Origin of the sequence: Sphingobium anseongense, from assembly GCF_037725245.1 — a bacterium.
Lineage (GTDB): Bacteria > Pseudomonadota > Alphaproteobacteria > Sphingomonadales > Sphingomonadaceae > Sphingobium.
Map to the genome: position 1 here is coordinate 32365 of NZ_JBBJUL010000012.1, position 23945 is coordinate 56309.

The window sequence follows — 23945 nt, forward strand, 5'->3', positions numbered from 1 at the left end:
ATGCTTGCACGCGTGGAAAATCATGGTCTGTAGCAGCTGCCAGTCGGATGCGCCGGCGGCGCCCGATCCGCGCTGGCGCCGCGTGCTGTGGATCGCTCTTGCGATCAATCTGACGATGTTCGCCGGCGAGATCGTCGCGGGTATCGCCTCGGGGTCGCGTTCGCTCCAGGCGGACGCGCTCGATTTTCTAGGCGACTCCGCCAATTATGCGATCAGCCTCGGGGTCGCGAGCATGGCGCTGGGCTGGCGGTCGCGCGCCGCATTGCTGAAAGGCGGCACCATCCTTGCCTTCGGCCTCTACGTCTTGATCACGACGCTGCTTGCCGCGCTGGGCGGGGGCATACCGCAAGCTGGGACGATGGGTATCGTCGGCGTGATCGCACTGGTCGCAAATGGCAGCGTTGCGCTCATGCTCTACCGCTATCGGAGCGGCGACGCGAATATGCGATCGGTGTGGATCTGCTCGCGTAACGACGCCATCGGTAATTTGGCAGTATTGCTTGCCGCCGCAGGTGTGCTCGGCACGGGCACGGCTTGGCCGGATCTGGCGGTAGCCCTGATCATGGCAGGGCTCGGCATTTGGGGTGGCCTTCAAATCATTATCCAGGCGCGGACGGAGCTATATCCCAAACCATCTGAGGATGCGTCGGCACAACTTCCGCTGACTTCTGGCAGCTTGCAGCTGCTGGAGCGCAAATAGATGCTTTCCATCGCAATCCGCCTTCGCGCAAGACCCGCCCGATCGCCCGAGATTATGCGATGACATCTCATTCCTTTATGCGATGTCGGGGCTATCCCGTTGTCGGCTTTCCTGTTAGTCGGTTGTCCGTGCGACGCTTGCTCAACATCCTTGCTTATTTGGCGATCGTCCTTTCCCTTGGGACGACGGCGACGGCGCATGTGCTGGAACGGCCGGATGTAAGCGTTACATCCCAGGAAATAGGCGTGGACGAAGTTGCTCTAGGCCATGCGCCCGGCGACGCCGATCAAGTGCCCTCCGATGGTGACAAAGGGTATCCTCACCATCACGGCGGCTGCCACGGTGATCATGTCGCAGCGCCGGTCAAGATCTCCAATGCCGCGCTCACGCACGACCTTCGGCTTGCCCCCATTTTCGCGAGCCATTCCATGCGGCCGCTCTCAACTGCCGATCCGGCGCTGAGGCCCCCACAAGCCTGACGATCCGCTGACCTCGCCGGCCATTGCCGCGCGGGGCGAATCCGGTTCGTCAGGAGTCATCATCTATGTATCGTACAATCGCGGCCGTTATGGTCGCGGCGACCTTGGCCAGTACGGCCGGGGCGCAGACAGCATTGCCGCCCGGCATTCCGGCGGCGAACCCTTCGTCACAAGCGGCAGACGCGTTCTCGCTTGAGAATGCGCTTGCTGCGGGCGGGATGCCATCAGCCCCGTCGGCCGCCGCCCGTAATGGCGCGGCATCGGGACCTGAGGGTAATAATCCAGCCCCGCTTCCATCGGTCGCGGCGGCGACTGCCGGCGTCGGCGCCGCGACAGCGGCACGGCGAGTTGCCGGCCTGCGCCCCAACCCCGAGCTTCAGGCTCAGGTCGAGAACGTCGCTGGCACCGGCGTCTACAAGGGGCTGCGGAGTTCCGAAACGACGGTCGGTGTTGCGCTCCCGCTAGAGCTGGGTGGCAAGCGGCCGGCGCGTGTCGCGCTTGCAACCGCTCGCCTAACTCGCGCGCAGGTCCAGGCTGAAATCGCGAGAGCGGATCTCCGCCTGCGGATTACGCAGCTTTATATCGAAGCCGCTGCTGCCGAGCGTCGGGCAGAGGTGCTGAGCGAGCAGGCTGGGATCGCCAACAACGCGTTCCGCGTCTCTAGCGAGCGCGTCAAGGCCGGCGACGTCGGCCCGATCGAGCAACAACGGGCAGACGTGCTGCGCATCAATGCGCAAGTCGCGGCCGACAGTGCCGCCCGTCAGGCACAGGCGGCGCGTGCCAATCTTGAGACATTGCTTGCTGTGCAGGTGACGGGACCGCTTGATCGCGCATGGTTCGAGCGAATCGATGGCTACGGACCGCCCCGACCCATCGACGTCGAAGGCACGTTGGCGCTGGCTGCTGCGGAAGCCGACGTTCGTACCGCAGATGCGCAGGTCCGGGTTGCGAGATCGCTGCGGGTGCCCGATCTGACCGTCAGCACCTTCGCTCGCCGGTTGGAGGCGACTAACGATACAGCGGCTGTGGTCGGTATCTCGATTCCGATCCCGTTTTTCAACAACGGGAGCGCCTTTGTGGCGCAATCGCGGTCCGAACAGACGCAGGCCATCGCGCTGCGCAACCTCGCGGTGGTCGATACGCGTCAACAGATTGCCAGTGCGCAGACCGAGGTGGCGAATGCTGCCGCGACGGCGCGGGCGGCAGGTGGTCCTGGCCTCGCTGCGGCCCAGGAAGCCGCCCGCATCGCCCGGATCGGTTGGAGTCAGGGCAAGTTTGACCAGATCGCGCTTCTCGATGCCGAGCGCACCCTTTCGCAAACCCGCCAGACCTACGTCGATGCACTCGCTGCGTATCACGACGCGCAGGCTCGGCTCGACCGGCTCACGACGCCGGCCCCCACGATTTCCGGAGATGATCGATGATGATGGATAAGCGCCTGCTAGGCGGCGGCGCCGCCGTCGCGATTGTCGCCGCACTTGGTGGTTACGGGATCGCACGCTGGACTGGGAATGAACCCGCCGCGACGGAAGCGGCAAGCGGCAATGCCGCTGCGCCTGCGGAGGTGGAAAAGGCCCCTGATACGGTGGCGATGACCGCGCAGGTGGTCCAGCAAGCCGGTATTGCCACCGAGACGATCAACCCGGGTGGACTCGGCGCGGAGATCGTCGCGCAGGCTACGGTCAGCGCGTCACCACAGGGCGAAGCGATCGTGACCGCCCGCGCCGCCGGCGCGGTCACACGGCTGTTGAAGCGGCTCGGTGATCCCGTGCGCGCCGGCGAAACGCTTGCTGTCGTCGAAAGCCGGGACGCGGCGCAGTTTGCCGCCGATCGCACCGCTGCGGCTGCCAAGTTGACGCTCGCGCAAAAGGCACTCGCCCGTGAGCAATATCTGTTCCGCCAAAAGGTCTCGGCGCGGGTCGAGCTGGAACAGGCCGAGGCGGAAGCCGCATCGGCCGCCGCAGAAGCGCGCCGCGCCAGTGTGGCTGCAGGGGCCGCACGGGTGACATCGGACGGTCGCGGTGTGCTGGTGTCGAGCCCGATTTCAGGCCGTGTCACCTCGGAGAATGTCAGCCTAGGCGCGTTCGTCCAGCCCGAGACCGAGCTGATGCGCGTCGCGGATGCGTCGAAGATTCAGATAGAGGCTTCCGTCGGACCCACTGACGCGCAACGGCTCTCGCCAGGTGACCGAGCGATCATCGAGCTGCCTGACGGGCGGACAGTCGAGGCAAAGGTGCGTGCCGTCACGCCAGGACTTGCCAACGACACGCGCTCAGCGACCGCCGTCCTCGATGTGCCCGGCACGCTTCAGCCGGGTCTCGCGGTGCGGGTGCGATTGCTGCCGAGCCGTGGTGGCACGTCCAATGCGATCGTGGTGCCGGAGAATGCGGTCCAGACGCTCGAGGGGCGCGACATCGTGTTCGTGCGGACCGCGCAGGGCTTCCGCGCTCAGAATGTCACGATCGGGCAGCGTAGCAGCGGTCGCGTCGAGATCCTGAAGGGTCTCGTTGGCGGCAGCCAGGTCGCAACCAAGAACGCATTCCTGCTCAAGGCCGAACTCGGCAAGGGCGCGGGCGAGGAAGAATAAGCCATGATAGCCAACCTTATGGCGCTTTCCGTCCGCGCTCGCTGGACGGTCCTAGCCTTGTTCCTCGTCATCGCCGGTCTTGGCGTGTGGCAGCTCTCCAAGCTGCCGATCGACGCGGTGCCCGACATCACCACCAAACAGGTTCAGATCAATACGGTCGACCCGCGGCTCTCGCCGGTCGAGATCGAGAAACTCGTAACCTATCCGGTCGAAATCGCGCTCGCCGGCATCCCCGGCCTGGAAACGACGCGCTCTATCTCGCGTAACGGCTTCAGCCAGGTCAGCGCGATCTTCACTGACGATACCGATCTCTATTTTGCGCGTCAGCAGGTAGGTGAACGGCTGCGCCAAGCGACAGAAAACCTGCCCGACGGCGTGCAGCCGCAGGTTGGACCGGTGTCGACCGGCCTAGGCGAAATCGTCATGTACACCGTTGATTATGCCAACCCGGACGGGAAGGGCGCCAAAAAAGTTGCTGGCCAACCCGGCTGGCAGCCTGACGGCAGCTATCTGACACCCGAAGGCGAGCGGCTGACCGATGGGGTGGCCAAAGCGAGCTACCTGCGCACCGTTCAGGATTGGATTATCGGCCCTCAACTGCGGTCGGTTAAAGGCATTGCGGGGGTCGATTCGATTGGCGGCTATGCCAAGACCTTCGTGGTCGAGCCGGATCCGACCAAGCTCGCCAGTTTCGGTGTCTCGTACAGCGAGCTCGGCCAGGCTCTCGAAAACGCCAATCTTGCGGTCGGTGCGAATTACTATAACCGCGGCGGCGAAGCCTATCTCGTGCGCGTCGACTCACGCGTGCGAACCGTTGATGAAATCCGCAACGCGGTCGCGGCGACACGAGGCGGAACGCCAATTACCATCGGCCAGATCGCGAATGTTCGCGTTGGTGGCGATTTGCGGACGGGTGCCGGCAGCATGAACGGCCGGGAGGCGGTCATTGGCACTGTGCTGATGTTGATCGGCCAGAACAGCCGCGTCGTAGCTGAGTCGGCAACTGCCAAGCTCGATCAGGTAGCAAAGACGCTGCCGCCGGGTATCGAGGTGAAGGTTGTGCTGAACCGCGCGGCGTTGGTTGGGGCCACGGTGGCTACGGTGCAGCGCAACCTCACCGAAGGCGCAATCCTCGTTGCGGCGTCGTTGTTTCTGCTGCTCGGCAATTGGCGCGCGGCGATTATCGCGACACTGGTGATTCCGTTCTCGTTTCTGATGATGGCGATGGGGATGAACGCCTTCAAAGTCCCCGGAAACCTGATGAGCCTGGGCGCGCTCGACTTCGGTTTGATCGTCGACGGCGCGGTCATCATCATCGAAAACTGCCTCGCCAGATTGGCGCATCGACAGGAACATGAAGGCCGGCTGCTTTCTCTGCGAGAACGGCTCGAGGAGACGATGCGGGCCGCGCAGGAGATGATCAAGCCGACCGTATATGGTCAGGCGATCATCCTCCTCGCCTTCGCCCCGCTCCTGACGTTCACGGGCACCGAGGGCAAGACGTTCTCGCCGATGGCGATCACCATCATGCTCGCGCTGGTGGCGGCTTTCGTTCTGGCGATCACGCTGGTGCCGGCGCTGGTGGCGATCATGATTCGCGGAAAAGTCGCGGAAAAGGACGTGTGGTTGATCCGGAAGTCCAAGGACCGCTACCTGCCTTTGCTGGACAAGGCGATCGCACGCCCGTGGCCGTTCATCCTGGGGGGGTTAGCCTTCTTTTTGGCGGCAATTCCCGCATTTGGCTTGCTGGGATCGGAGTTCATTCCGCAGCTCGACGAGAAGAATCTCGCCTTCGCATCGACTCGCGTGCCCTCGGTCAGCCTCGATCAGTCGCTGGCAATGGAACGCAAGGTCGAAGAGGCGGTGATAAAGATTCCGGAAGTCGCCTTGATGTTTTCCAAGACCGGCACGGCGGAAGTAGCCAGCGACCCGATGCCGCCGAACGTATCCGACGGCTTCGTCATTCTGAAGGAGAAGGAAGAGTGGGCCGAGGGTACGACTAAAGCCGACGTGGTCGCGAAGATTGAGAAAGCTACCAAAGGGCTCCTCGGAAATCTCTACGAGGTCAGTCAGCCGATCCAGCTCCGCTTCAACGAACTAATCGCCGGTGTCCGCGGCGATGTCGCGATCAAGCTCTACGGCGACGATCTCGACAAGATGGCGCTGACCGCCAACGAGATGGTGCGGGTGCTTCAGACCGTACCCGGTGCGGCGAGCGTCAAGGCCGAGCAGGTCGGTGGTGCGCCGGCGCTTGATGTAAGGCTCGACCGCGCGGCGATAGCGCGGTTGGGTCTTACGGTGCGCGACGTCGCGGACACGGTTGCGGCAGGGCTCGGCGGCCGTGAATCGGGGCTCGTCTATGAGGGCGATCGGCGGTTCGATGTCACCGTGCGCGTGCCTGAGGCCACGCGCGCGAACCTTGACGAAATCCGGACGCTGCCGGTGCTGCTGCCGGAAGTCGAGGGACGGCCGCGTGCCCAGGTGCCGCTTGCGCAAGTGGCGCAAATCCGGCTGACGGAAGGTCTGAACCAGATCAGCCGGGAGAACGGCAAGCGTCGTGTGGTCGTCCAGGTCAATCTGGGCGGCCGCGATGCGGGTTCATTCGTCCAGGAAGCGCAGGCAAAGATCGCACAGGTCAAGTTGCCTGCCGGTTACTACCTCGAATGGGGCGGTCAGTTCGAGAATTTGGCAGCGGCATCGAAGCGGCTATCGATCGTGGTGCCGCTGTGCTTCCTGGTAATCTTCGGGTTGCTCTACATGGCACTCGGCGGCTTCGGCAGGGCAGCATCGGTGTTTTTGGCGGTGCCACTTGGTCTGGCGGGCGGCGTGTTTACCCTGCTGCTGACCGGCATCAACTTTTCGGTGTCGGCGGCGGTCGGGTTCATCTGTCTTGCCGGCGTGGCGGTGCTGAACGGCCTTGTTGTGATGTCCGCGATCCGGGAGCGCATCGAAGCTGGATTGCCGGTGGCGGAGGCGATCCGCCACGGCATGGCCGAGAAGATGCGGGCGGTCATCATGACCGGGTTCGTGCCCGCGATCGGCTTCGTGCCGATGGCGCTCGCCCACGGCACTGGTGCTGAGGTGCAGAAGCCGCTGGCCGTCACCGTGATCGGTGGTCTCGTCGCGGCCACCATCCTGACACTGCTGGTGCTGCCGGCGATCGCGAAAGTGATCCTCGGGCGGACCGATCGTCAAAATGAGCAAGAGGCGAGCACGCCGCATGGCGAGGAACCCGCCCACCTGAAAGGAGAAGCATGATGGTAGAACCTGTCCGGAAACTGCTGCGCATCTATACGGACGAGGCGGCCTATATCGGCGATCGCAAGGTCTTCGAATATGTGGCCTCGCTGGCGCGCGATCGAAAGATGGCTGGCCTGACGGTGCTGGAGGCGCTGATAGGCTTCGGGGCATCGGCGCACGTCCACCGACGCCATGTGCTTGAGAGTGATCGGGCAGTGGTGATCGAAATCGTCGATTTCGAGGACGCTTTGCGCGCGTTCGTGTCTGCCTTGAGCGATGTACCCGACATCGGGCTGATGACCCTTGAGGCGGTCGAGGTCATTGGTGGCAAGGCCAGCAAGACGCTGGAAGCCTAAGACTATGAACCGCGGTCCGGCAAGCGAGAGGGCTTGCGCCATGCAAGCCCTCGACGCCCCACCAGCTCCCATCAATCCCCCGCCCAATCGGGGAGGCGGCCGCCTCTGCGCGGCCTCCGGTTTCGCCGCGCCTTGGCCGGACAGGACAGGCAGCCATGAAGGAAGAGACAAGTTTCGAGTTCAATATGTCCGCGCTGCGGGTTTGGTCGCTGATCTCCGATCTGAGAGGCTACGCACGATGGCATCCGATCTATCGTATTGCGGGCGATGCCGAACGCGGTGCCGAAATGGACGTCACCTGGCTGCTCTTCAAAGGCGACCGCAAGATGACGACGCAAATGATCATCAACCGCCTGACCAAGCCCCAGCTCATCGGTTGGCAGATGGGCGTGAAGGGCTTCCTCACCTTCGACGAACGCTACGAGATCGAGCCGATCGCGAACGGTGTCTGCATTCACCATTCGGTCGAATGTCGTGGCATCATCGGCGGCCTGGCCGGCCGCATAATGCGCAAGGGTCTGCGGCGAACAATGCGGCTGCAGGATGCGGCGTTTCTCGCCCTCCTGCGCCGGCAATCGCGACTGCCAGGGCGGTCCATGCGGCATCATCGGCGCCCCATCAAACCACCGCCGCCTCGCGGTGCCGCGAACGACTAACGGGCCAGCATTCTAAAGAAGGGAATCCATCATGGTAGACAACCGTCCCTCCGCAGGGCTGCTATGCCCGACTTGCCGCGTCGATCTCGTCATGAGCGAGCGGCAGGGCATTGAGATCGACTATTGCCCGCAGTGTCGTGGCGTCTGGCTCGATCGCGGCGAACTCGACAAGATTATCGAGCGCAGCGCCGGCGATGACAGCGCGCGGCCGTTGAGCGGCGTTCGCCTCGGAACATCCGATGATCGCGGCCATGGCGATCATGGCGGAAAGCACGGCTACGAGCGGGGGCATAAGGGTCGCCGCAAGGGCTTCCTGAGCGAATTGTTCGACTGACTGCTATGGATCGGCCGCCACACAACGAGTCCTTCGGGTGTCCGTGTGAGAACGGCCCGCGCCATGGGCGTGCCCCCTGTAGCGCCCATGGCGACAGATTATGGAAAGTCGGGGAAATAGCGGCTCGGCGCCTTGGGAACGGCCCGGTTCGGGGGATCATACTCGCAACCGGGCTTGCTCTGGCGCCGGGCCTGCTCGGCTGCTCGCCAGCCACTAACAAGAGCGAGGCTGAAGCGTCGCGTGATCGCGAGCTGCCCAACTTCATCGGCGAGCATTTCTATGCCTGTCCTGATGGTTCACGCCTCGATGTCGACTTCCTCGGCGATGGCCTGACCCTCGACATAAAGACCCGACCGAACGCCGCTCCGGAACGCGTAACATCGCCGGCAAGCGGGCGGACCTATGTCGGTCGGAACCTCAACGTGTCGATCTCAGGCGGCGACCAGATCACACTCAAGCGCCCCGGTGCGCGCGCGCTGGCCTGCAAAAGGGTGCTCGCTTATCAAGATGCAGCGGACAGTGTGGCAGGCGGCCAAGGCAAAGGCTCGGCCGCATGATGACGCTGCCATATTGGGGAGAGACTCTTTCCCATGTCGTCAGTCTTGCGCTGGCCTATGCGCTTGCGCTTCCGGTTGGCTGGGACCGGGAGAAAGACGAACGCAGCGCTGGCATTCGCACTTTCCCGCTGGTCGCCATTGCCAGTTGCGGGTTCGTGCTCGTCGGCATCGCCATTCTCGGACGCACGTCTCCTGCCCAAGCACGCCTGCTCGAAGGATTGATCACCGGCGTCGGCTTCATCGGCGGCGGCGCCATATTGAAGTATCGCGGGAAAGCGTCGGGGACCGCGACCGCTGCAAGCCTGTGGTCGACCGGCGCACTGGGCGCCGCTGTCGGCTACGGTCTCTATGACATCGCGGTGGTTCTCAGTCTGACGACCTTTCTGACATTGCGCTTTTCCCATCCGCTGAAGCGCGCCTCCCAAAATCACCTCGAGCCGGCTGACCGGCAATGAAGCGCAATCGTCTCTCAAGTTCGCTGGTGAAATGGCGCCGGCCAAAAAGCGGTGGACATTCAAGGCCCATGACTGCGCTTTCGAACGACGACCGTCGTTCGCGCTTGGTACGCTGGGCTTCTCTGCTCGAACGAGACCCAAATCAGCTTATCACTCTTCTAAGTCCGTCATGGGCATCGGGCGACGACGACGCACCGATGGCAGGGAAACCAAGTGCCATTGACTTGGCGTTTGCCGACCCGGTTTTTCGGGTGACGGGTCTCACGGGACGCTCTCGGGGCGACGTGAAGTCGTTTTTCCAGCTTTCGGATACCGAATTGGACCGGATCGCTGCCGGGTCTTGGCGCGTCCGGATGCGCCCTGCCTGGCAGATCGCCGTGCGCATCCGCAACGTCGGCGATCCGCGACAGGAAAAGCTGCTGCTCTTGGGCATCATGGTCATGATCGCCGTCGTCGTCGGAGCTGCGCAATGGCTTGGATGAGCATCAGGATTTTCCCGGAGGCATTGATGACGCCAATGCGGATTGGGATCGCCAGCATGAGCGTTGCGCTGGCGCTATCGGGCTGTTCCGAACAACCTCGCAAGGCGCCGCCGACCGAACAGGAAATCCACGCCGGGGACAGCGGGGATGCCAGCGGCATCCCCGGTCGCCACCCCTATCGGTGCGACGACGATCGCCCGCTCCTCGTCGACTTCAAGAATGAGGGCCTGACGCTCGAGCTGCGCCGCGACGGGGACGCTGCGCCGGTTGTCCTGACCGCGCCTGCGGCCGGGCTTCAATATGTCGGCGACACGATGAGCGCGATGTTCTCGGGCAACGAACTCAAGATCGAGGAAGGGGACAAGCCCCCCGTCTTGTGCAGGAAGGATACGAGCTTGTGACCAACCCACCCGGCACAGAGGGGCGCTGACGATGGCGGCGCTCAAATTCTCCCTGATCCCGATGATCGCGATCATGATCGGCGCGCTGATCGCCGGATGGCGCACTCCCGGCGAGAAGCTGGTGGCGGCCATGCAGCATCTCGCGGCCGGCGTGGTGTTCGCCGCTGCTGCGACGGAGATCCTGCCGCTGGTGATGCACGGCGGTTCTCCGACCGCGACGTTGATCGGCGGAGCGCTGGGCGTCGCCGTGATGCTCGGCCTGAAGGCGGCCGAAAGCCGGTTTGAGGGGCCTGTCGCGCTGCTCGCCGCGATCGGGCTCGATCTGGCGATAGATGGCCTTGTTCTCGGTCTCGCCTTCATCGCCGGCGAGAAGGCGGGCACGCTGTTGGCCGTCGCACTGACCCTCGAAGTGCTGTTCCTGGCCCTGACCCTCACCAACGATCTGGTGGGGCGGTATCGCAAGGCAAAGGCGATCGGCCTGACTTGCGCGCTGGCGGTGCTTGTGCCTATCGGTGCGCTGATCGCGCAGCCGGTGGCGTTGCTGACGCCGATATGGATCACCGGCTTCCTGAGCTTCGGCCTTATGGCGCTGCTCTATCTCGTCACCGAAGAGTTGCTGGTCGAAGCGCACGAGAAGCCGGACTCGCCGCTTATCAGCGCGATGTTCTTCGTCGGCTTCCTCGTCCTCCTGCTGATCGAGGAAATCATGGCATGACGGCTACACCGGACGCAAAGGTCTCGGCCGAGAGGCGCACGCTTTGGATCGTGCTGTTGCTCAACGCGGCGATCGCCGCCGGCTTCTTCGTGACCGGCCTGACTGGCGATTCCAGCGCGCTCATCGCCAATGGCGTCGATAACCTCTCCGACACGGCCGTCTATGGGCTGAGCCTCGTCGCGCTGAGCCACGGGCGCACATGGAAGACACGGGCTGCAACCGTGTCGGGCGTGGTGCTACTCATCTTTGCGGGCGGCATCCTGCTCGACGTCGGCCGTCGCTATATCCAGGGCAGTGAACCGATCGGGCCGACAATGATGGTGATGTCGGCGATTGCCGGTGTCGTGAACTATATCTGTTTGCGTCTGCTGCAACGGCTCAAGCAGCCCGATGTTAATCTGCGCGCGGCGACCACTTTCAGCTTCAACGATTTCATCTCCAACGGCGGCATACTGATCGCGGGGGCGTTGGTGCTGTGGCTGGGAACGAATTGGCCCGATCTATTGGTCGGCTTGGCTACCGCTCTGATCGCGATCAAGGGCGGCATCGAAATCCTGCGCGATGCGCGGGCAGAAACCAAGACCAACGCGGAGACGGCGTGATGACCGAAAAACTCGAACTCGATATTCCCGTCCTTCTGCCCGAGGTTCCCGACGTGGCCGATGCCTGTGTAGGGCGCCTCGTCTCGACGTTGAGCGCCAAACCCGGCGTCGAGCGCGCGCACGTCCTGCCCGCCGATGGCGACACACCGGCAAAGCTGTGCATCCATTTCGACGGGGCGGCCCTGCCGCTGCCGCGTGTGCGCGAGATGGTGCGGGCGGCGGGCGCCGAGATCAGCGGGCGATACGGCCATGCGACATGGCAGGTCGAGGGGATCGGGCACGAACGCCGCGCCCGCACCGTCGGCGAAACCCTGTGCCAAGTGCCCGGCGTGCTGCAGGCCGACGCCAGCGCCTCGGGCAGCGTCCGGGTCGAATATGACAAGGAGCGCGTCGATGAGGCCGCGATCGTCGCGGCGCTGGGCAAGCTCAAGGTCAAGCCGGGCAAGCGGACGGGCTCCGATCATGCTGGACACGATCACGGCGCCGACGGCCATGCCGGGCACGATCACGGGTCTGGTGGCCATGCGGAGGGCGCGGAAAAGCACGGACCGGATGATGGTCACGATCACGCCCACGCCAATTTCCTCGGCCCCAATACCGAGCTGATCTTTGCGCTTGCCTGCGGCACGCTGCTGGCGATCGGCTTCGCGATCGAGAAGCTGGTGGCGGGTACGCCCGACTGGCTGCCGACCGCCTTCTATGTCGGCGCCTATGTGTTCGGCGGCTTCTTCACGCTGCGCGAGGCGATCGACAATCTGAAGCTGAAGAAATTCGAGATCGATACGCTGATGCTCGTCGCGGCCGCCGGCGCCGCGGCGCTCGGTGCCTGGGCGGAAGGCGCGCTGCTGCTGTTCCTGTTCAGCCTCGGCCATGCGCTCGAGCATTACGCGATGGGTCGCGCCAAGCGCGCAATCGAGGCGCTGGCCGAACTTGCGCCCGACAAGGCGACGGTGCGCCGTGACGGGCAGACGACGGAGATTCCGGTCGAGGAGCTGGTGGTCGGCGACGTGGTGGTCGTGCGCCCGAACGAACGCCTGCCCGCCGATGGCTTCGTCATCAAGGGGTCGAGCGCGATCAACCAGGCCCCCGTCACCGGCGAGAGCATCCCAGTCGACAAGGAGCCGGTCGCCGATGTCGAGGCGGCGCGCGCGAAGCCCGATGCGGTCGAGGCGACGTCGCGGGTGTTCGCCGGCACGATCAACGGCGGCGCTGCGATCGAGATCGAGGTGACGCGGCGTTCCAACGAAAGCGCGCTCGCGAAGGTCGTGAAAATGGTGAGCGAAGCGGAGACGCAGAAGTCGCCCACGCAGCGGTTCACCGATCGGTTCGAGCGCGTCTTCGTGCCGGCGGTGCTGGCACTCTCGTTCATCCTGCTGTTCGCGTGGGTTGTGATCGACGAGCCGTTCCGCGACAGCTTCTATCGCGCGATGGCGGTGCTGGTCGCCGCCAGCCCCTGTGCCCTGGCGATCGCCACCCCGAGCGCGGTGCTGTCCGGCGTCGCGCGGGCCGCACGCGGCGGCGTGCTGGTAAAGGGCGGCGCGCCGCTCGAAAACCTCGGCTCGCTAAAGGCGATCGCTTTCGACAAGACGGGGACGCTGACGGAAGGGCGCCCCCGCATCACCGATGTCGTCCCCGTCGACGGCGCGAGCGAAGAGGATCTGTTGGCGCTCGCGGTCGCAGTCGAGGGCTTGAGCGATCACCCGCTGGCACAGGCGATCGTGAAAGATGGACGCGAGCGCTTGGGCGGGCGCGAGCTGCCGACCGCGACCGATCTCAAGAGCCTGACAGGTCGCGGTGTCACCGCGACCGTCGATGGCGAGACGGTGTGGATCGGCAAGGCCGAGATGTTCGGCGTGGAGGGTATCCCCACGCTGAACGCGGCCGCGACCGACGCGATTGCAACCCTGCGCGAGGGCGGGCGCACCACGATGGTCGTCCGCAAGGGCGATAAGGACATCGGCGCGATCGGGCTGATGGACACGCCGCGCGAGGCGGCCAAAGTTGCGCTCAAGCGGCTGCGCGAGATGGGCATCACCCGGATGATTATGATCTCCGGCGACCACCAGAAGGTGGCCGACGCCATCGCCAAGGATGTCGGGCTCGACGAGGCATGGGGCGACCTGATGCCGGAGGATAAGGTTGCCTCGATCAAGAAGCTCGCCGGCGAAGACAAGGTTGCGATGGTCGGCGATGGCGTCAACGATGCGCCGGCGATGGCGTCGGCGACCGTCGGCATCGCGATGGGCGCTGCGGGCTCGGACGTGGCGCTGGAAACGGCCGACGTCGCGCTGATGGCCGACGATCTCGCGCACCTGCCATTCGCGGTGGGTCTGAGCCGACACACCCGCGGTATTATCCGGCAGAATGTGTTCGTCAGCCTCGGCGTCGTGGCGTTCCTCGTGCCCGCGACGATCTTGGGCCTGGGCATCGGCCCGGCGGTCGCGATGCATGAAGGCTCGACGCTGCTGGTCGTGTTCAATGCGCTGCGGCTGCTCGCCTACCGCGATCCGGCGACGCAAGCGGCATGACGGCGGACCGCTACGATGCCCTGATCGTCGGCGGCGGCCCCGGGGGCCTCACGGCGGCGATCTACCTTGCGCGATATCACCGCCGCGTGGTCGTGGTCGACGAAGGGCATAGCCGAGCGAAATGGATACCGCTCTCCCATAATCATGCCGGCTTTCCGGATGGGATCGCGGGCGAAGAGCTGCTGCGGCGGATGCGCGAACAGGCCAAACGCTACGGCGCGACGATCCTGACGGATCGCATCGAGAACATCGACGGTAAGGTGGATGGTTTCGAAGCGCGAGGGTCCACCGTGACGATCTCCGCGCGTGCCGTCTTGATCGCAACCGGGGTCGAAAATCGCCGACCTGCGCTCGATGCAGATACGCACCGCGACGCCCTCCAGCGGGGAGCCCTGCGCTATTGCCCGGTCTGCGACGGTTACGAAGCGACCGGGCTGGCGATCGGGGTGATCGGCGCGGATACGCACGGCGTCGCGGAGGCGCTGTTCCTGCGCACCTTCTCGGACCGGATCACGCTGGTCGCGCATGAAACAATTGACCTGAGTGTTGACGATCGCTCCGCGCTCGCGGCGGCCGGAATCAAGATCGCGGCGAGACCGCTGGCCCGAATGGACTTTTCGGGCGATCGGGTCGCGCTCCACCTGACCGACGGCAGCGAGCTTCACGTCGACACGGTGTATCCGGCGCTCGGGTCGGACAGCAACAATGCGCTTGCGCGCCAGCTCGGTGTCGAGCTGAGCGACGATCGCTGCATCGTCGTCGATACCAAGCAGCGCGCGAGCGTCGCCGGCGTCTATGCGGCGGGCGATATCGTCATGTCGCTCGATCAGATCAGCGTCGCGATGGGCCATGCGGCAATCGCCGCGACCGCCCTCCACAACGATCTGCGCAACCGCGACGGGGAGGGCACCGCGTCGTGAAATGGCTGATCGTATTCGACCTCGACGGGACGCTTGCGGAGAGCAAGCGCCCCTTGTCGGCCGAGATGGCGGCGACGCTCGCGCGTCTGCTGGCCGTGGTCGATGTCGCGGTGATCTCGGGCGGCGACTGGCCGCAATTCGACCGGCAAGTCGCCTCGCGCTTGCCGATCGACGCCGCGCGCGAGCGACTATGGCTGATGCCGACCACCGGCACGAAGCTCTACCGCTTTGTCGACGGTGCGTGGCGCGCGATCTATGCTGAGTTGTTCGATGACGCGGAGAAGGCGAGCATCCGCGCAGCCTTCGACCGTGCGCTGTCGGAAGCGGGGCTTGCCGACGAACGCTTTTGGGGCGAACGGATCGAGGATCGGGGAAGCCAGATTACCTTTTCCGGCCTCGGCCAGGATGCGCCGCTGGAAGCGAAGGAGGGCTGGGATCGCGATCGCGCCAAGCGGACCGCGATCCAGAAGACGCTGCGGGCGGCGCTGCCCGGCCTTTCGATCAACCTGGGCGGCACCACGTCGATCGATGTCACCCGCGCCGGCGTCGACAAGGGTTATGGACTGAAGCGGCTGAGCAAGGAAAGCGGCGTGCCGCTGGCCGGGATGCTCTTCCTCGGCGATGCGATCTACCCCGGCGGCAACGACTATCCGGCGGCGGAAATCGGCGTGGATACGGTGAAGGTCCGCGACGTCGCCGAAACCGCCGCCGTCGTGTCGGCGATCATTGCTTGCCTGAAGCGCTGAGAGCCGAAATAACAAGGGCCGGAAATCAAAGATTGATAATAGTAGTTATGTTAAATTTGGCCAGTTCCCAGGCGATTAGAACGCCAGTTCTGCCTGCCTTGGAACCGCTCTCGGCTGGTCTTGTCGGCCGCCGATGAGACCCCGCGCGCACCCTGCCAGAACATATACGGCTTGGCGCTGCGCACCGCGATTATGATGATCGACACAATAGCCCTGATAGTGCCGCTTGAGCAAGCCAGCGCGCACGAGTTCGGATACTGCCCGGCTCACATTCGTTTTTCCCGACGCCCGCACTTGCTCACGGATGGCGTCGTCGACGATTGCCGTCGCCTGATCGACGTTGGCGGGCAATGCGCCTGACATTGCCAGATCGCTGCGTATCCGCTCTTCCAGGGCAACGCGCCGGGGGTCACGCTGCCCCATCGGGGTGAGCGCATCACAAAGCCAGTCACGCAAAGGAATGAGGCCGCCGCCCTTGGCCACTAACGGCCCCGCGCTGCCATCGGATCGGGAAACCTGTGCAATGAGGTTGAGCACCATGAAAGCGTAGCGCGGTCGAGACGAGGACCGCGCAAGCATCTCCAGCAAGCAGGGCATATCCAGTTGCGGGCGGCCGTCGCCAATGATCGGAGCGTGCAACATAACAGGATTGAATCAAGCACATATAGGGGGTGAAGTGAATCCCCTTTGCCGCAGATTTTCATCATTTTGTCGGCTGTGACACTTTGCCCGAAGGTAAAGTGTCACGCGCGCCCTTTCATCATCGCATCGGTCGGCTCGTGTTAAAGACGACCTGTGCTTTTCTTGCGGGGAGTTGGGTGCTGGAGGCAGCCGGTCTTGTTTTTCAATGGCTTCGCCGAACGGTGACTGGACGAAGCCGCAAACAAAATGCGAATCGTTCGCACTATGAGCAGTCTCGAAGATGCCGGCCGCTTGGGCGATATCACCGCATTCGAAGCAGAATGCCGGCAGGCGACAACGCTCGATCAGCTCAAATCCTTGCTTGATGCGATTGTGCGCCAGTTCGGATTCCGTTGGTTCGCATTGGTGCACAATGTCGACTTGAAGCGGACCACCCGCAAAGCCCTGCTGATAACCACCTATCCGGTGCGTTGGATCGAGGAAATCCTGGAGTCACGTCTCTATCTTGAGGATCCGGTTCACGCCGCTTGCGTCAAAACCGTCTCCGGGCTCACCTGGGATCAGATCGGCGATTATATCGCGCCCAATGCTCGCCAGCGGTCGATCCTTGAACGGGGTCGCGCACATGGACTGGCATCTGGGTTCACCATGCCGATCAGGATGCACGACGAGCCCGACGCGATGTTCACCATAGCGCGTCAGGGCGATGACAATATTTCAAGCCCGGACCTTCTCTCCGCCCGATTGATTGGCACCGTTGCGTTCGACCAGGCTCGAACCCTTCTCGGTCCAGATGAACTGGCAAACGTGCCGATAGCGCTCAGCCCGCGCCAGATCGACTGCATTGATCTGGTGGCACAGGGCAAGAGCGACTGGGAGATCGGACAGATACTGGGGTTGAGCCGCGATACTGTTCATGAATATGTCGAAGGTGCACGCCGGCGATACGGCGTGCGTCGTCGGACCCAGCTCGTGCTTCGCGCCGTGCGAGACGGACATCTGAACATCGACGCGCTCGTCTAGTAGCGCCGCCTCTCACAATAGCGAGCAGCACTTCAGGTCGTTTTGACTTGAGGCTCCTAGGGTCGTTGGCCATCAACGCCGACTTCCATTTCTACGCCCTTGCCATCCTTTGTTCGTCCGCTCCCCCCTTGTGGGGGGATTGCCCGAATTTGCCGCGCCGGGTTCAAAAGAGAGGTGATTTTCAACGGAAAGTGGTCGGAGCATTTTTAATGCAGCGGCGCTGAAAAGCGGAGAAATCGGATGCAGCGCCTGCACATCGCCCTTGCCGTGCCGTTCGTGGCGATGTCCGCCCAGACGGTTCCGGCGCGAGCCAACGATCTTGGCTGCCAGGTTCTGCTTTGCCTCGCAAATCCGGGCGGTGCGATGCAATACGGCGCGTGCATCCCCCCGATGACCAAGCTTTGGCAAAAGCTGGCGACCGGCGGCTCCTTTCCCGGCTGTAGCGGCGGCGGTGTCGCGAAGACCAAGGTTTACGACCGTGACTCCGCCACCCGCCGCCGTGTCGTGATGACGTTTGCCGATGGTCGGCAACAAACCTATTCGCTTGCCAATATCGAGCGCGTTACGCCGGCCCCGTATCCAGCCAGAATGGGTTCACAATGATCCTGCAACTGGCCAGCGTCGTTGCCCTCGCGCAGCAATGCGCGCCATCGGTCGCGCCGGAAACACTGGTTTCCGTCGTGCATACCGAAAGCAAGTTCGACACATTGGCCATCGGCGTAAACGCCCGCGGCATCCGACCCGAAAGACCCGCGACGCCTGCGGCGGCCGCCCGGATCGCCCGATCGTTGATCGCCAAGGGATATAATATCGACCTCGGCATCGGGCAGATCAACAGCGCCAATCTTCGATGGCTGGGTCTCTCGGTCGAGGACACATTCGATCCCTGTCGCAATCTCGCCGCAGCAGCGCGGGTCCTGTCGAGCAACTTTCTTGACGCGGCGCGCACCCAGGGTTCGTCCGATCGCGCGATCTCCGTTGCTCTCTCGATGTACAATACCGGAAGTCAGGCCCGTGGCTTTGGCAACGGCTATGTGGCGAGAGTCTATGCGAGCTCTGCGGTCATTATTCCCGCGATCAGGGGATTGGCGCCAACCGGCGCAGGCTCGGCCAGGTCCACCCCTCCAATACCCGCATCCGAAACGCCAATCCAGGAGCCTCGCATTGTGCAGACGGCGGTGAAAGCACCGCGGTCCTGGGACATTTCCGCAGGCGCCCAAACCGCCTCGATGATGGTGTTTGGTGACGGGACGCCGGCATCGAGAGAAGGACCGACCGAATGACAATTCCCGCTTCGACCATATCGATCTGGCTCCCGCCACGTCGCCGCGCTTTCGTCCAGACGCTGGCGCTCATCGCCACCGCCATCCTGGTTTCGATGCTGCTGAGCGACCCCGCGCATGCCCAGGCGGCCGATGGCGTCACGTCGATGGCCGAGAATATCAAGACCTGGCTGACCGGCACATTTGCCAAGACGATCGCGGTGATCGCGGTCGTCATCGTCGGCTTCATGTTCTTCACGGGCCGTGCCAGCCTCGGTCTCCTCGTGACGGTCATTGTCGGTATCTTCATCGTGTTCAGCGCGCAGTGGATCGTCGATACCATCACCGGCGGCGCGTGAGTGCGCCGCGATGGACGACGAAAAGCTTAGGGAAGAGACACTCTTCCTGGCCGTGACCCGACCAACGATGTGGTTGGGCGTACCGATCGAGGCATCGCTGCCGATCGCGCTGGCAGCGTGCCTGACCCTCATCATCACCGGCAACCCGCTCTACGCTTTCGCATTGGCCGGTGCGTTTCTGACGATTGCCCGACTGATTGTCCGGCACGACGCCAACGCGTTTCGACTGCTGTGGCTGTGGACGACGACCAAGGCGCGCTGCCGCAACCGCGGCTGGTGGGGCGGCAGCTCCTACTCTCCCCTGCCGATCGACGGGGCGAAGCGCCCGGGCTTCGCACGTGGCTAGCCGGGCCAGCGCATTGAGCGGAGCGACAGCCCGCACGCCATGGCGGATCCTCAAACAAGAGGCCGACCCGGCGCGTTACCTGCCCTATGCGCGCCATATCGACGAGAACGTCATCGCGCTCGACGGGCGCGACCTCATGATGATGTTCAAGCTCGAAGGCATGGCGTTTGAAACCGCCGACCCTGTCCATCTCAACGACTGGCACGAGAAGCTCAACGGTACGCTGCGCAATATTGCCGACGACCGCCTCGCGATCTGGACCCACATCGTTCGCCGGCCGATCACGGACTATCCCGAAGGCGAGTTCCGCTCGGCTTTTGCGGCCGACCTCGATGCAAAATATCGTGCGCGCGTCACCGCCAAGCGGATGTTTGTCAACGAACTGTACCTCACCCTGATCATGCGCCCGTCCGTGGGATCGGCCGACCGCACCGGCGTGCTGCTTCGCCGTCTGGCGTCGGCACGCAAGGAAGGGACCGAGGTGGACGAGGATGAGCTCGCACGCTTCGAGGACAAGGCGCGCGATATCGAGAAGCTCCTCGCACGCTGCCGGCCTCGGCGTCTGCACCTCTACGAGCATAACGGCCTGATGTTCTCCCAACCGCTCGAGGTGCTCGAGCTGGTAATGATGGGCCGCGCCGGCAGAGTGCCGCTGGTCCGCGGCCATCTCGGTTCCGCCATCTATGGGGAACGCGTGATCTTCGGCCGCGAGACGGTCGAGGTGCGCGCGCATGATACGAGCCGCTTTGTCGGTCTGTTCGGTATCCGCGAATATCCGGCCATGACGCGACCCGGCCAGATGAACGCGCTCCTTAGCCAGGACTTCGCGTTCGTTGTCACGCAGTCCTTTGCGTTCATGGGCAAGGCGCGGGCCTCCGAGCGCCTGCGGCGGCGCCAGAACCAGATGGCATCGACCGAGGATGCCGCTGCAAGTCAGGCGCTTGAGTTGGCGGACGCGGCCGACGATCTGCAGAGCAATCGCTTTGTCCTGGGCGAGCATCATTTCTCGCTCGCGGTCTTCGGTGAAAATCAGAAACGCCTAGCCGAAAATCTTTCGACGGCACGGGCTGCGCTCGCCGATGCCGGTCTGGTCTCGGCGCGGGAAGGCCCGGCGCTGGAAGCCGCTTTCTGGTCGCAGCTTCCGGGCAACTTTGCGTGGCGTGCGCGGCCGGCGGCGATCACGTCGCGCAATTTCGCCGCTCTCTCCCCCTTCCACACCTTTCCTGCCGGCAAGGCGGAGGGCAATCATTGGGGCGCTGCCATCGCTTTGATGAAGACCGCGGCTCAGTCCCCCTTCTACTTCAATTTTCATGTGAACGATCTCGGCCATACGCTGATCATCGGTCCGTCGGGAGGCGGCAAGACTGTCGTCCAGAATTTCCTGATGGCGCAGCTCGAGAAAACCGGCGCGCAGCAGATCTTCATCGACAAGGACCGAGGCGCCGAAATCTATGTACGGTCATCCGGTGGCACGTATCTGGCGCTGCGTAACGGCGTGCCGACAGGCTTCGCTCCGCTCCGCGCGCTCGAGCAGACCCCGGGCAATATCGTCTTCCTCGGCAGGCTGATCCGGCATCTGGTGACCCCCTCGGGCATCCAGCTCGGCGTCACGCAGGAGCGGATGATCGACGAGGGCATCCTCTCGATCGGGCGCCTTCCCCCGGAAGAACGGTCCATCCTCGCGCTACGCCAATTGCTCGGACAACGTGATCCGGAAGGTATCGGGGCACGGCTTGAGAAATGGTCACGGGGCGGAGCGCTTGGCTGGGTGTTCGACAATGACCGCGACGAGTTGACGCTCGAGGCCAGGTTCATCGGTTTCGACATGACGGATTTCCTCGACAATCCCGAGATCCGCACGCCGCTGATGATGTACATGTTCCACCGGATCGATGCCCTGCTCGATGGCCGCCGGCTCGTAATCGATATCGACGAGTTCTGGAAGGCGCTGGGCGATGATGCCTTCCGCGCCTTCGCGCAGGATGGCCTCAAGACATACCGGAAGCAGAATGCGTTTCTGGTCTTCGGGACGCAAAGCCCGGCCGACGCGCTGCGCTCGGACATCTCGCATAGCATCATGGAGCAGGTCGCCACCAAGATCCTCTTGCCCAACCCGCATGGCCGGGAGGTCGATTATATCGATGGGCTTGGCCTCACCCGCGCCGAGTTCAAACTCATCAGAAACGATCTGATCCCCGAAAGCCGGCGCTTTCTGGTCAAGCAGGGTCACGATTCCATCGTCGTGGAACTCGATCTCGGCGGGCTGTCCGACGAGCTGGCCGTCCTCTCGGGCACAACTGAGACCGTGGGAATCCTCGATCAGGTTCGCCGCGAACATGGCGACGATCCCAGCGACTGGCTGCCCGTCTTTCACGAGCGCCGCCGAGCCACCACCAGAAGGAAAGGATGAGGTCATGAAAGCATTACGAGCGCTCGCGATTGTCAGCGGACTGACGATGTCCATGCCGGCGTTCGCGCAAGGCATCCCGGTCTATGATTCCAGCACCTTCCTGCAGACGCTCTCGACCGTGAAGAACACCCTGTCGATGATCGAGCAGGGCAAACAGCAGATTTCGCAGGCGACCGAGCTCTACAACAGCGTCAACAAGCTGACGAACGTCAACCAGATCGCGTCGTCCCTGAACACCGATGCCGTTCGCCACCTCTTGCCGAGCGAAGCACGGGATATTCAGCGCCTCATGTCATCTGACACCACGGGCCTCGGTAGCCTTGGGACCGCCGCAGATCGGATCCGTATCAGCAACCGCGTCGAGCTTCCCGAACTGCGCCCGGATGCGACGGCTTTCGAGCGGTCGAACCGCGATTCCATCTCTCGAAATGGTGACATGGCGGCGCGCGACGCGGCCATTGCCGAGGCAGCGTATGGCGTCACCGCCCAGCGGACGACAGGTCTCGAGGAACTGCGCTCGTCGCTCGACACCGCGTCAGACGCGAAGGACGTGATGGATATCCAAGCCCGTGTCGGCGTGGAAAATGCTCATATCCAGAACGACGCAGTGCAACTTCAGGCGCTCACAATGAGGCAGCAGGCGGAGCAGCGGATTCGATCGCAGCAGGAGAGCGAGCAAATCTTAGCAAGAAAGCTTGGGAGCCTCCATCAATGAAGGCAACCATCTTCAAGGCATTCGCGCTTTTGGTCCCGGCATTTCTGGTCGCGTGCCAACCCCCTGCGCGCGGAAAGGATTACCTCAAAGCCCACCCCCAAGAGCTCGCGGAAGTCCTGAAGGCGTGCGCCGATGGCACGCATCGCGACGCACAGGAATGCTCGAACGCAGAGAGTGTGAAGACGCTTGATCAAAAGCTGCGCTCGCTGTCGCCGGCCCATTGACCGGGGAAAGATGAGATGGCCGACGGGCTCTTCACCACTCTCTACACCAACATCGACGGCAAGCTCGACATGTTCCTTAACGAGCGCTTGAACAATGTCATCGAGGTTGTGCGCGGCCCACTCGCGCTTGGTTTGGTCATCTATATTGCGCTGTTCGGCTACATGGTGATGCGCGGCATCGTCAGCGAGCCGTGGGGCGAGCTTGTCTACCGAATGGTGAAACTGTGTTTGCTCTACGTTGCGGCCACCACGGTCGCCTACACGGAGTGGGTAACTAATCCCCTGTTTCACGGCATGCCTGATGCGATCTCGCAGGCGTTGGCGGGGCATACCGTCACGAGCGTTGGCAACGTGTTCGACGACTATTTCAGCCAGTGTGACGTTATTATCGCGAGGATCGAGACCGAGGCGGCAACCTACAGCGATATCAACCCATACAAGCTCGTTTTGTACGTCCTGAGCCTCGGTCTTAAAGCGCTTGCCGGACTATCTGCGGCGATCGGCTTCTCCATCACCGTTTTCGCGAAGGTGGCACTGGCCATCATCATCGCGCTCGGACCGATCTTCATCGCCCTTTCGCTCTTCGAGACCACGCGAAGGCTATTTCACGGCTGGCTCGGGCAGGCCTTCAACTTCATTGTGCTGATGGCAGTGATCATCGCGATCACGGCCTTGATCACTGACCTTGGTGCTACCGCGATTACCGCATCCGAAGGTGTTGGAGACGCCGCCTTGGGTGCGGTGCTGTTCGCCGTTTATATTTTCTTGGGAACGATCTTCTTTTTCCAGGCGCCGTCAATCGCGACCGGCATTGCCGGGGGCGCGTCCGCCGGCATCGGCGCCTTCGCCGGCTCTGCGTGGGGGTCCATGGCGGCACCGTTCCAGCAACGCCGTATCGCTCGCAACAGTCGCAATCTCGAACGGGCCGCTCAGCGCGGCGGTTCGGTGAGCCGCGCATGAGGAAGGAACACCCAATGACGAGGCCGTCCACGATAGTCCGTGCGCTCCGACGATCGGCGGTCGTCATCGCCCTGCTCCCGACACTCGCCCAAGGGGCTTCCGGGCCGAAGAAACTGCCCGTCTGCAATGGCAAGCACCTGCGCGACGTCAACATCTATGGGAGCGTACTGCCGGGCTCGCCGATCCCCGCCGTGGTGGTGCCCCCTGCCCCACCACCCGTGCCACAGATCAAGCAACCAGCTGATC

At 63.4% G+C, this 23945-nt stretch carries 26 protein-coding genes; 25 read left to right on the forward strand and 1 reads right to left on the reverse strand.

The genetic code is table 11. The features are described 5' to 3' along the window. The first annotated feature begins 22 nt into the window (after positions 1-22). The 16 genes from WG908_RS14525 (at position 23) to WG908_RS14600 (ending at position 15758) form a co-directional block, all read left to right on the forward strand. Entirely contained in the window at positions 23-700 is a 678-nt protein-coding gene (locus WG908_RS14525; protein WP_179563602.1) for a cation efflux transmembrane domain-containing protein, read from the forward strand. Positions 701-837: 137 nt separating this feature from the next. Continuing rightward, positions 838-1179, forward strand: a complete 342-nt coding sequence (locus WG908_RS14530) for a hypothetical protein (protein WP_179563601.1) — start codon at positions 838-840, stop codon at positions 1177-1179. A 65-nt stretch (positions 1180-1244) separates the two neighbouring features. Beyond that, on the forward strand, positions 1245-2603 hold the full coding sequence (locus WG908_RS14535) for a TolC family protein (RefSeq protein WP_179563600.1): 1359 nt from the start codon (positions 1245-1247) through the stop codon (positions 2601-2603). Next, the gene (locus WG908_RS14540) at positions 2603-3766 is read left to right on the forward strand and encodes an efflux RND transporter periplasmic adaptor subunit (protein ID WP_179563638.1); all 1164 of its coding nucleotides are present in this window, start codon (positions 2603-2605) and stop codon (positions 3764-3766) included. Before WG908_RS14535 ends, WG908_RS14540 begins: the two co-directional genes overlap by 1 nt. A gap of 3 nt (positions 3767-3769) precedes the next feature. Continuing rightward, positions 3770-7024, forward strand: a complete 3255-nt coding sequence (locus tag WG908_RS14545; protein ID WP_179563599.1) for an efflux RND transporter permease subunit — start codon at positions 3770-3772, stop codon at positions 7022-7024. After that, positions 7024-7362 (forward strand): putative PII-like signaling protein, encoded by a 339-nt coding sequence (locus tag WG908_RS14550; protein WP_179563637.1) that lies wholly within the window; start codon positions 7024-7026, stop codon positions 7360-7362. The genes WG908_RS14545 and WG908_RS14550 overlap by 1 nt, the downstream gene beginning before the upstream one ends. A 155-nt stretch (positions 7363-7517) precedes the next feature. Then, entirely contained in the window at positions 7518-8018 is a 501-nt protein-coding gene (locus WG908_RS14555) for an SRPBCC family protein (protein ID WP_179563598.1), read from the forward strand. Between the two features lie 31 nt (positions 8019-8049). Then, positions 8050-8352, forward strand: a complete 303-nt coding sequence (locus tag WG908_RS14560) for a TFIIB-type zinc ribbon-containing protein (protein ID WP_179563597.1) — start codon at positions 8050-8052, stop codon at positions 8350-8352. Positions 8353-8908: 556 nt separating this feature from the next. Beyond that, entirely contained in the window at positions 8909-9364 is a 456-nt protein-coding gene (locus WG908_RS14565; RefSeq protein ID WP_179563636.1) for an MgtC/SapB family protein, read from the forward strand. A gap of 68 nt (positions 9365-9432) precedes the next feature. Continuing rightward, on the forward strand, positions 9433-9846 hold the full coding sequence (locus WG908_RS14570; RefSeq protein WP_179563596.1) for a hypothetical protein: 414 nt from the start codon (positions 9433-9435) through the stop codon (positions 9844-9846). 56 nt (positions 9847-9902) lie between these two features. Then, positions 9903-10247: an MliC family protein gene (locus WG908_RS14575; RefSeq protein WP_261937551.1), complete on the forward strand. Its 345-nt coding sequence runs from the start codon at positions 9903-9905 to the stop codon at positions 10245-10247. 31 nt (positions 10248-10278) lie between these two features. After that, a complete protein-coding gene (locus tag WG908_RS14580) occupies positions 10279-10962 on the forward strand; it encodes a ZIP family metal transporter (protein WP_179563594.1) in 684 nt (227 codons plus the stop codon). After that, positions 10959-11564, forward strand: a complete 606-nt coding sequence (locus tag WG908_RS14585; protein WP_179563593.1) for a cation diffusion facilitator family transporter — start codon at positions 10959-10961, stop codon at positions 11562-11564. Before WG908_RS14580 ends, WG908_RS14585 begins: the two co-directional genes overlap by 4 nt. Further along, complete coding sequence (locus tag WG908_RS14590) at positions 11564-14092, forward strand: heavy metal translocating P-type ATPase (RefSeq protein WP_261937550.1); 2529 nt, start codon at positions 11564-11566, stop codon at positions 14090-14092. The genes WG908_RS14585 and WG908_RS14590 overlap by 1 nt, the downstream gene beginning before the upstream one ends. Continuing rightward, positions 14089-15012, forward strand: a complete 924-nt coding sequence (locus tag WG908_RS14595) for an NAD(P)/FAD-dependent oxidoreductase (protein WP_179563591.1) — start codon at positions 14089-14091, stop codon at positions 15010-15012. The genes WG908_RS14590 and WG908_RS14595 overlap by 4 nt, the downstream gene beginning before the upstream one ends. Beyond that, positions 15009-15758, forward strand: a complete 750-nt coding sequence (locus tag WG908_RS14600; protein ID WP_179563590.1) for an HAD-IIB family hydrolase — start codon at positions 15009-15011, stop codon at positions 15756-15758. Before WG908_RS14595 ends, WG908_RS14600 begins: the two co-directional genes overlap by 4 nt. A gap of 75 nt (positions 15759-15833) precedes the next feature. Here the strand turns inward: WG908_RS14600 and WG908_RS14605 are convergent, their stop codons facing one another. Then, entirely contained in the window at positions 15834-16400 is a 567-nt protein-coding gene (locus WG908_RS14605; protein ID WP_179563587.1) for a hypothetical protein, read from the reverse strand. Positions 16401-16664: 264 nt separating this feature from the next. Between WG908_RS14605 and WG908_RS14610 the strand changes: the two genes are divergently transcribed. The 9 genes from WG908_RS14610 (at position 16665) to WG908_RS14650 (ending at position 23699) form a co-directional block, all read left to right on the forward strand. Next, a complete protein-coding gene (locus WG908_RS14610; RefSeq protein WP_179563586.1) occupies positions 16665-17423 on the forward strand; it encodes an autoinducer binding domain-containing protein in 759 nt (252 codons plus the stop codon). Positions 17424-17663: 240 nt separating this feature from the next. Then, complete coding sequence (locus WG908_RS14615; protein ID WP_179563585.1) at positions 17664-18026, forward strand: hypothetical protein; 363 nt, start codon at positions 17664-17666, stop codon at positions 18024-18026. Continuing rightward, a complete protein-coding gene (locus WG908_RS14620) occupies positions 18023-18706 on the forward strand; it encodes a lytic transglycosylase domain-containing protein (RefSeq protein WP_340187291.1) in 684 nt (227 codons plus the stop codon). Before WG908_RS14615 ends, WG908_RS14620 begins: the two co-directional genes overlap by 4 nt. Continuing rightward, positions 18703-19044: a TrbC/VirB2 family protein gene (locus tag WG908_RS14625; protein WP_179563583.1), complete on the forward strand. Its 342-nt coding sequence runs from the start codon at positions 18703-18705 to the stop codon at positions 19042-19044. The genes WG908_RS14620 and WG908_RS14625 overlap by 4 nt, the downstream gene beginning before the upstream one ends. A 10-nt stretch (positions 19045-19054) precedes the next feature. Then, on the forward strand, positions 19055-19390 hold the full coding sequence (locus WG908_RS14630; RefSeq protein ID WP_179563582.1) for a VirB3 family type IV secretion system protein: 336 nt from the start codon (positions 19055-19057) through the stop codon (positions 19388-19390). Then, complete coding sequence (locus WG908_RS14635; RefSeq protein WP_179563581.1) at positions 19383-21800, forward strand: VirB4 family type IV secretion/conjugal transfer ATPase; 2418 nt, start codon at positions 19383-19385, stop codon at positions 21798-21800. The genes WG908_RS14630 and WG908_RS14635 overlap by 8 nt, the downstream gene beginning before the upstream one ends. A 4-nt stretch (positions 21801-21804) precedes the next feature. Beyond that, positions 21805-22515 (forward strand): TrbJ/VirB5 family protein, encoded by a 711-nt coding sequence (locus WG908_RS14640; protein ID WP_179563580.1) that lies wholly within the window; start codon positions 21805-21807, stop codon positions 22513-22515. After that, entirely contained in the window at positions 22512-22739 is a 228-nt protein-coding gene (locus WG908_RS14645) for an EexN family lipoprotein (RefSeq protein ID WP_179563579.1), read from the forward strand. The genes WG908_RS14640 and WG908_RS14645 overlap by 4 nt, the downstream gene beginning before the upstream one ends. Before the next feature lie 15 nt (positions 22740-22754). Beyond that, on the forward strand, positions 22755-23699 hold the full coding sequence (locus WG908_RS14650; RefSeq protein ID WP_174839267.1) for a TrbL/VirB6 family protein: 945 nt from the start codon (positions 22755-22757) through the stop codon (positions 23697-23699). Positions 23700-23945 lie beyond the last annotated feature (246 nt).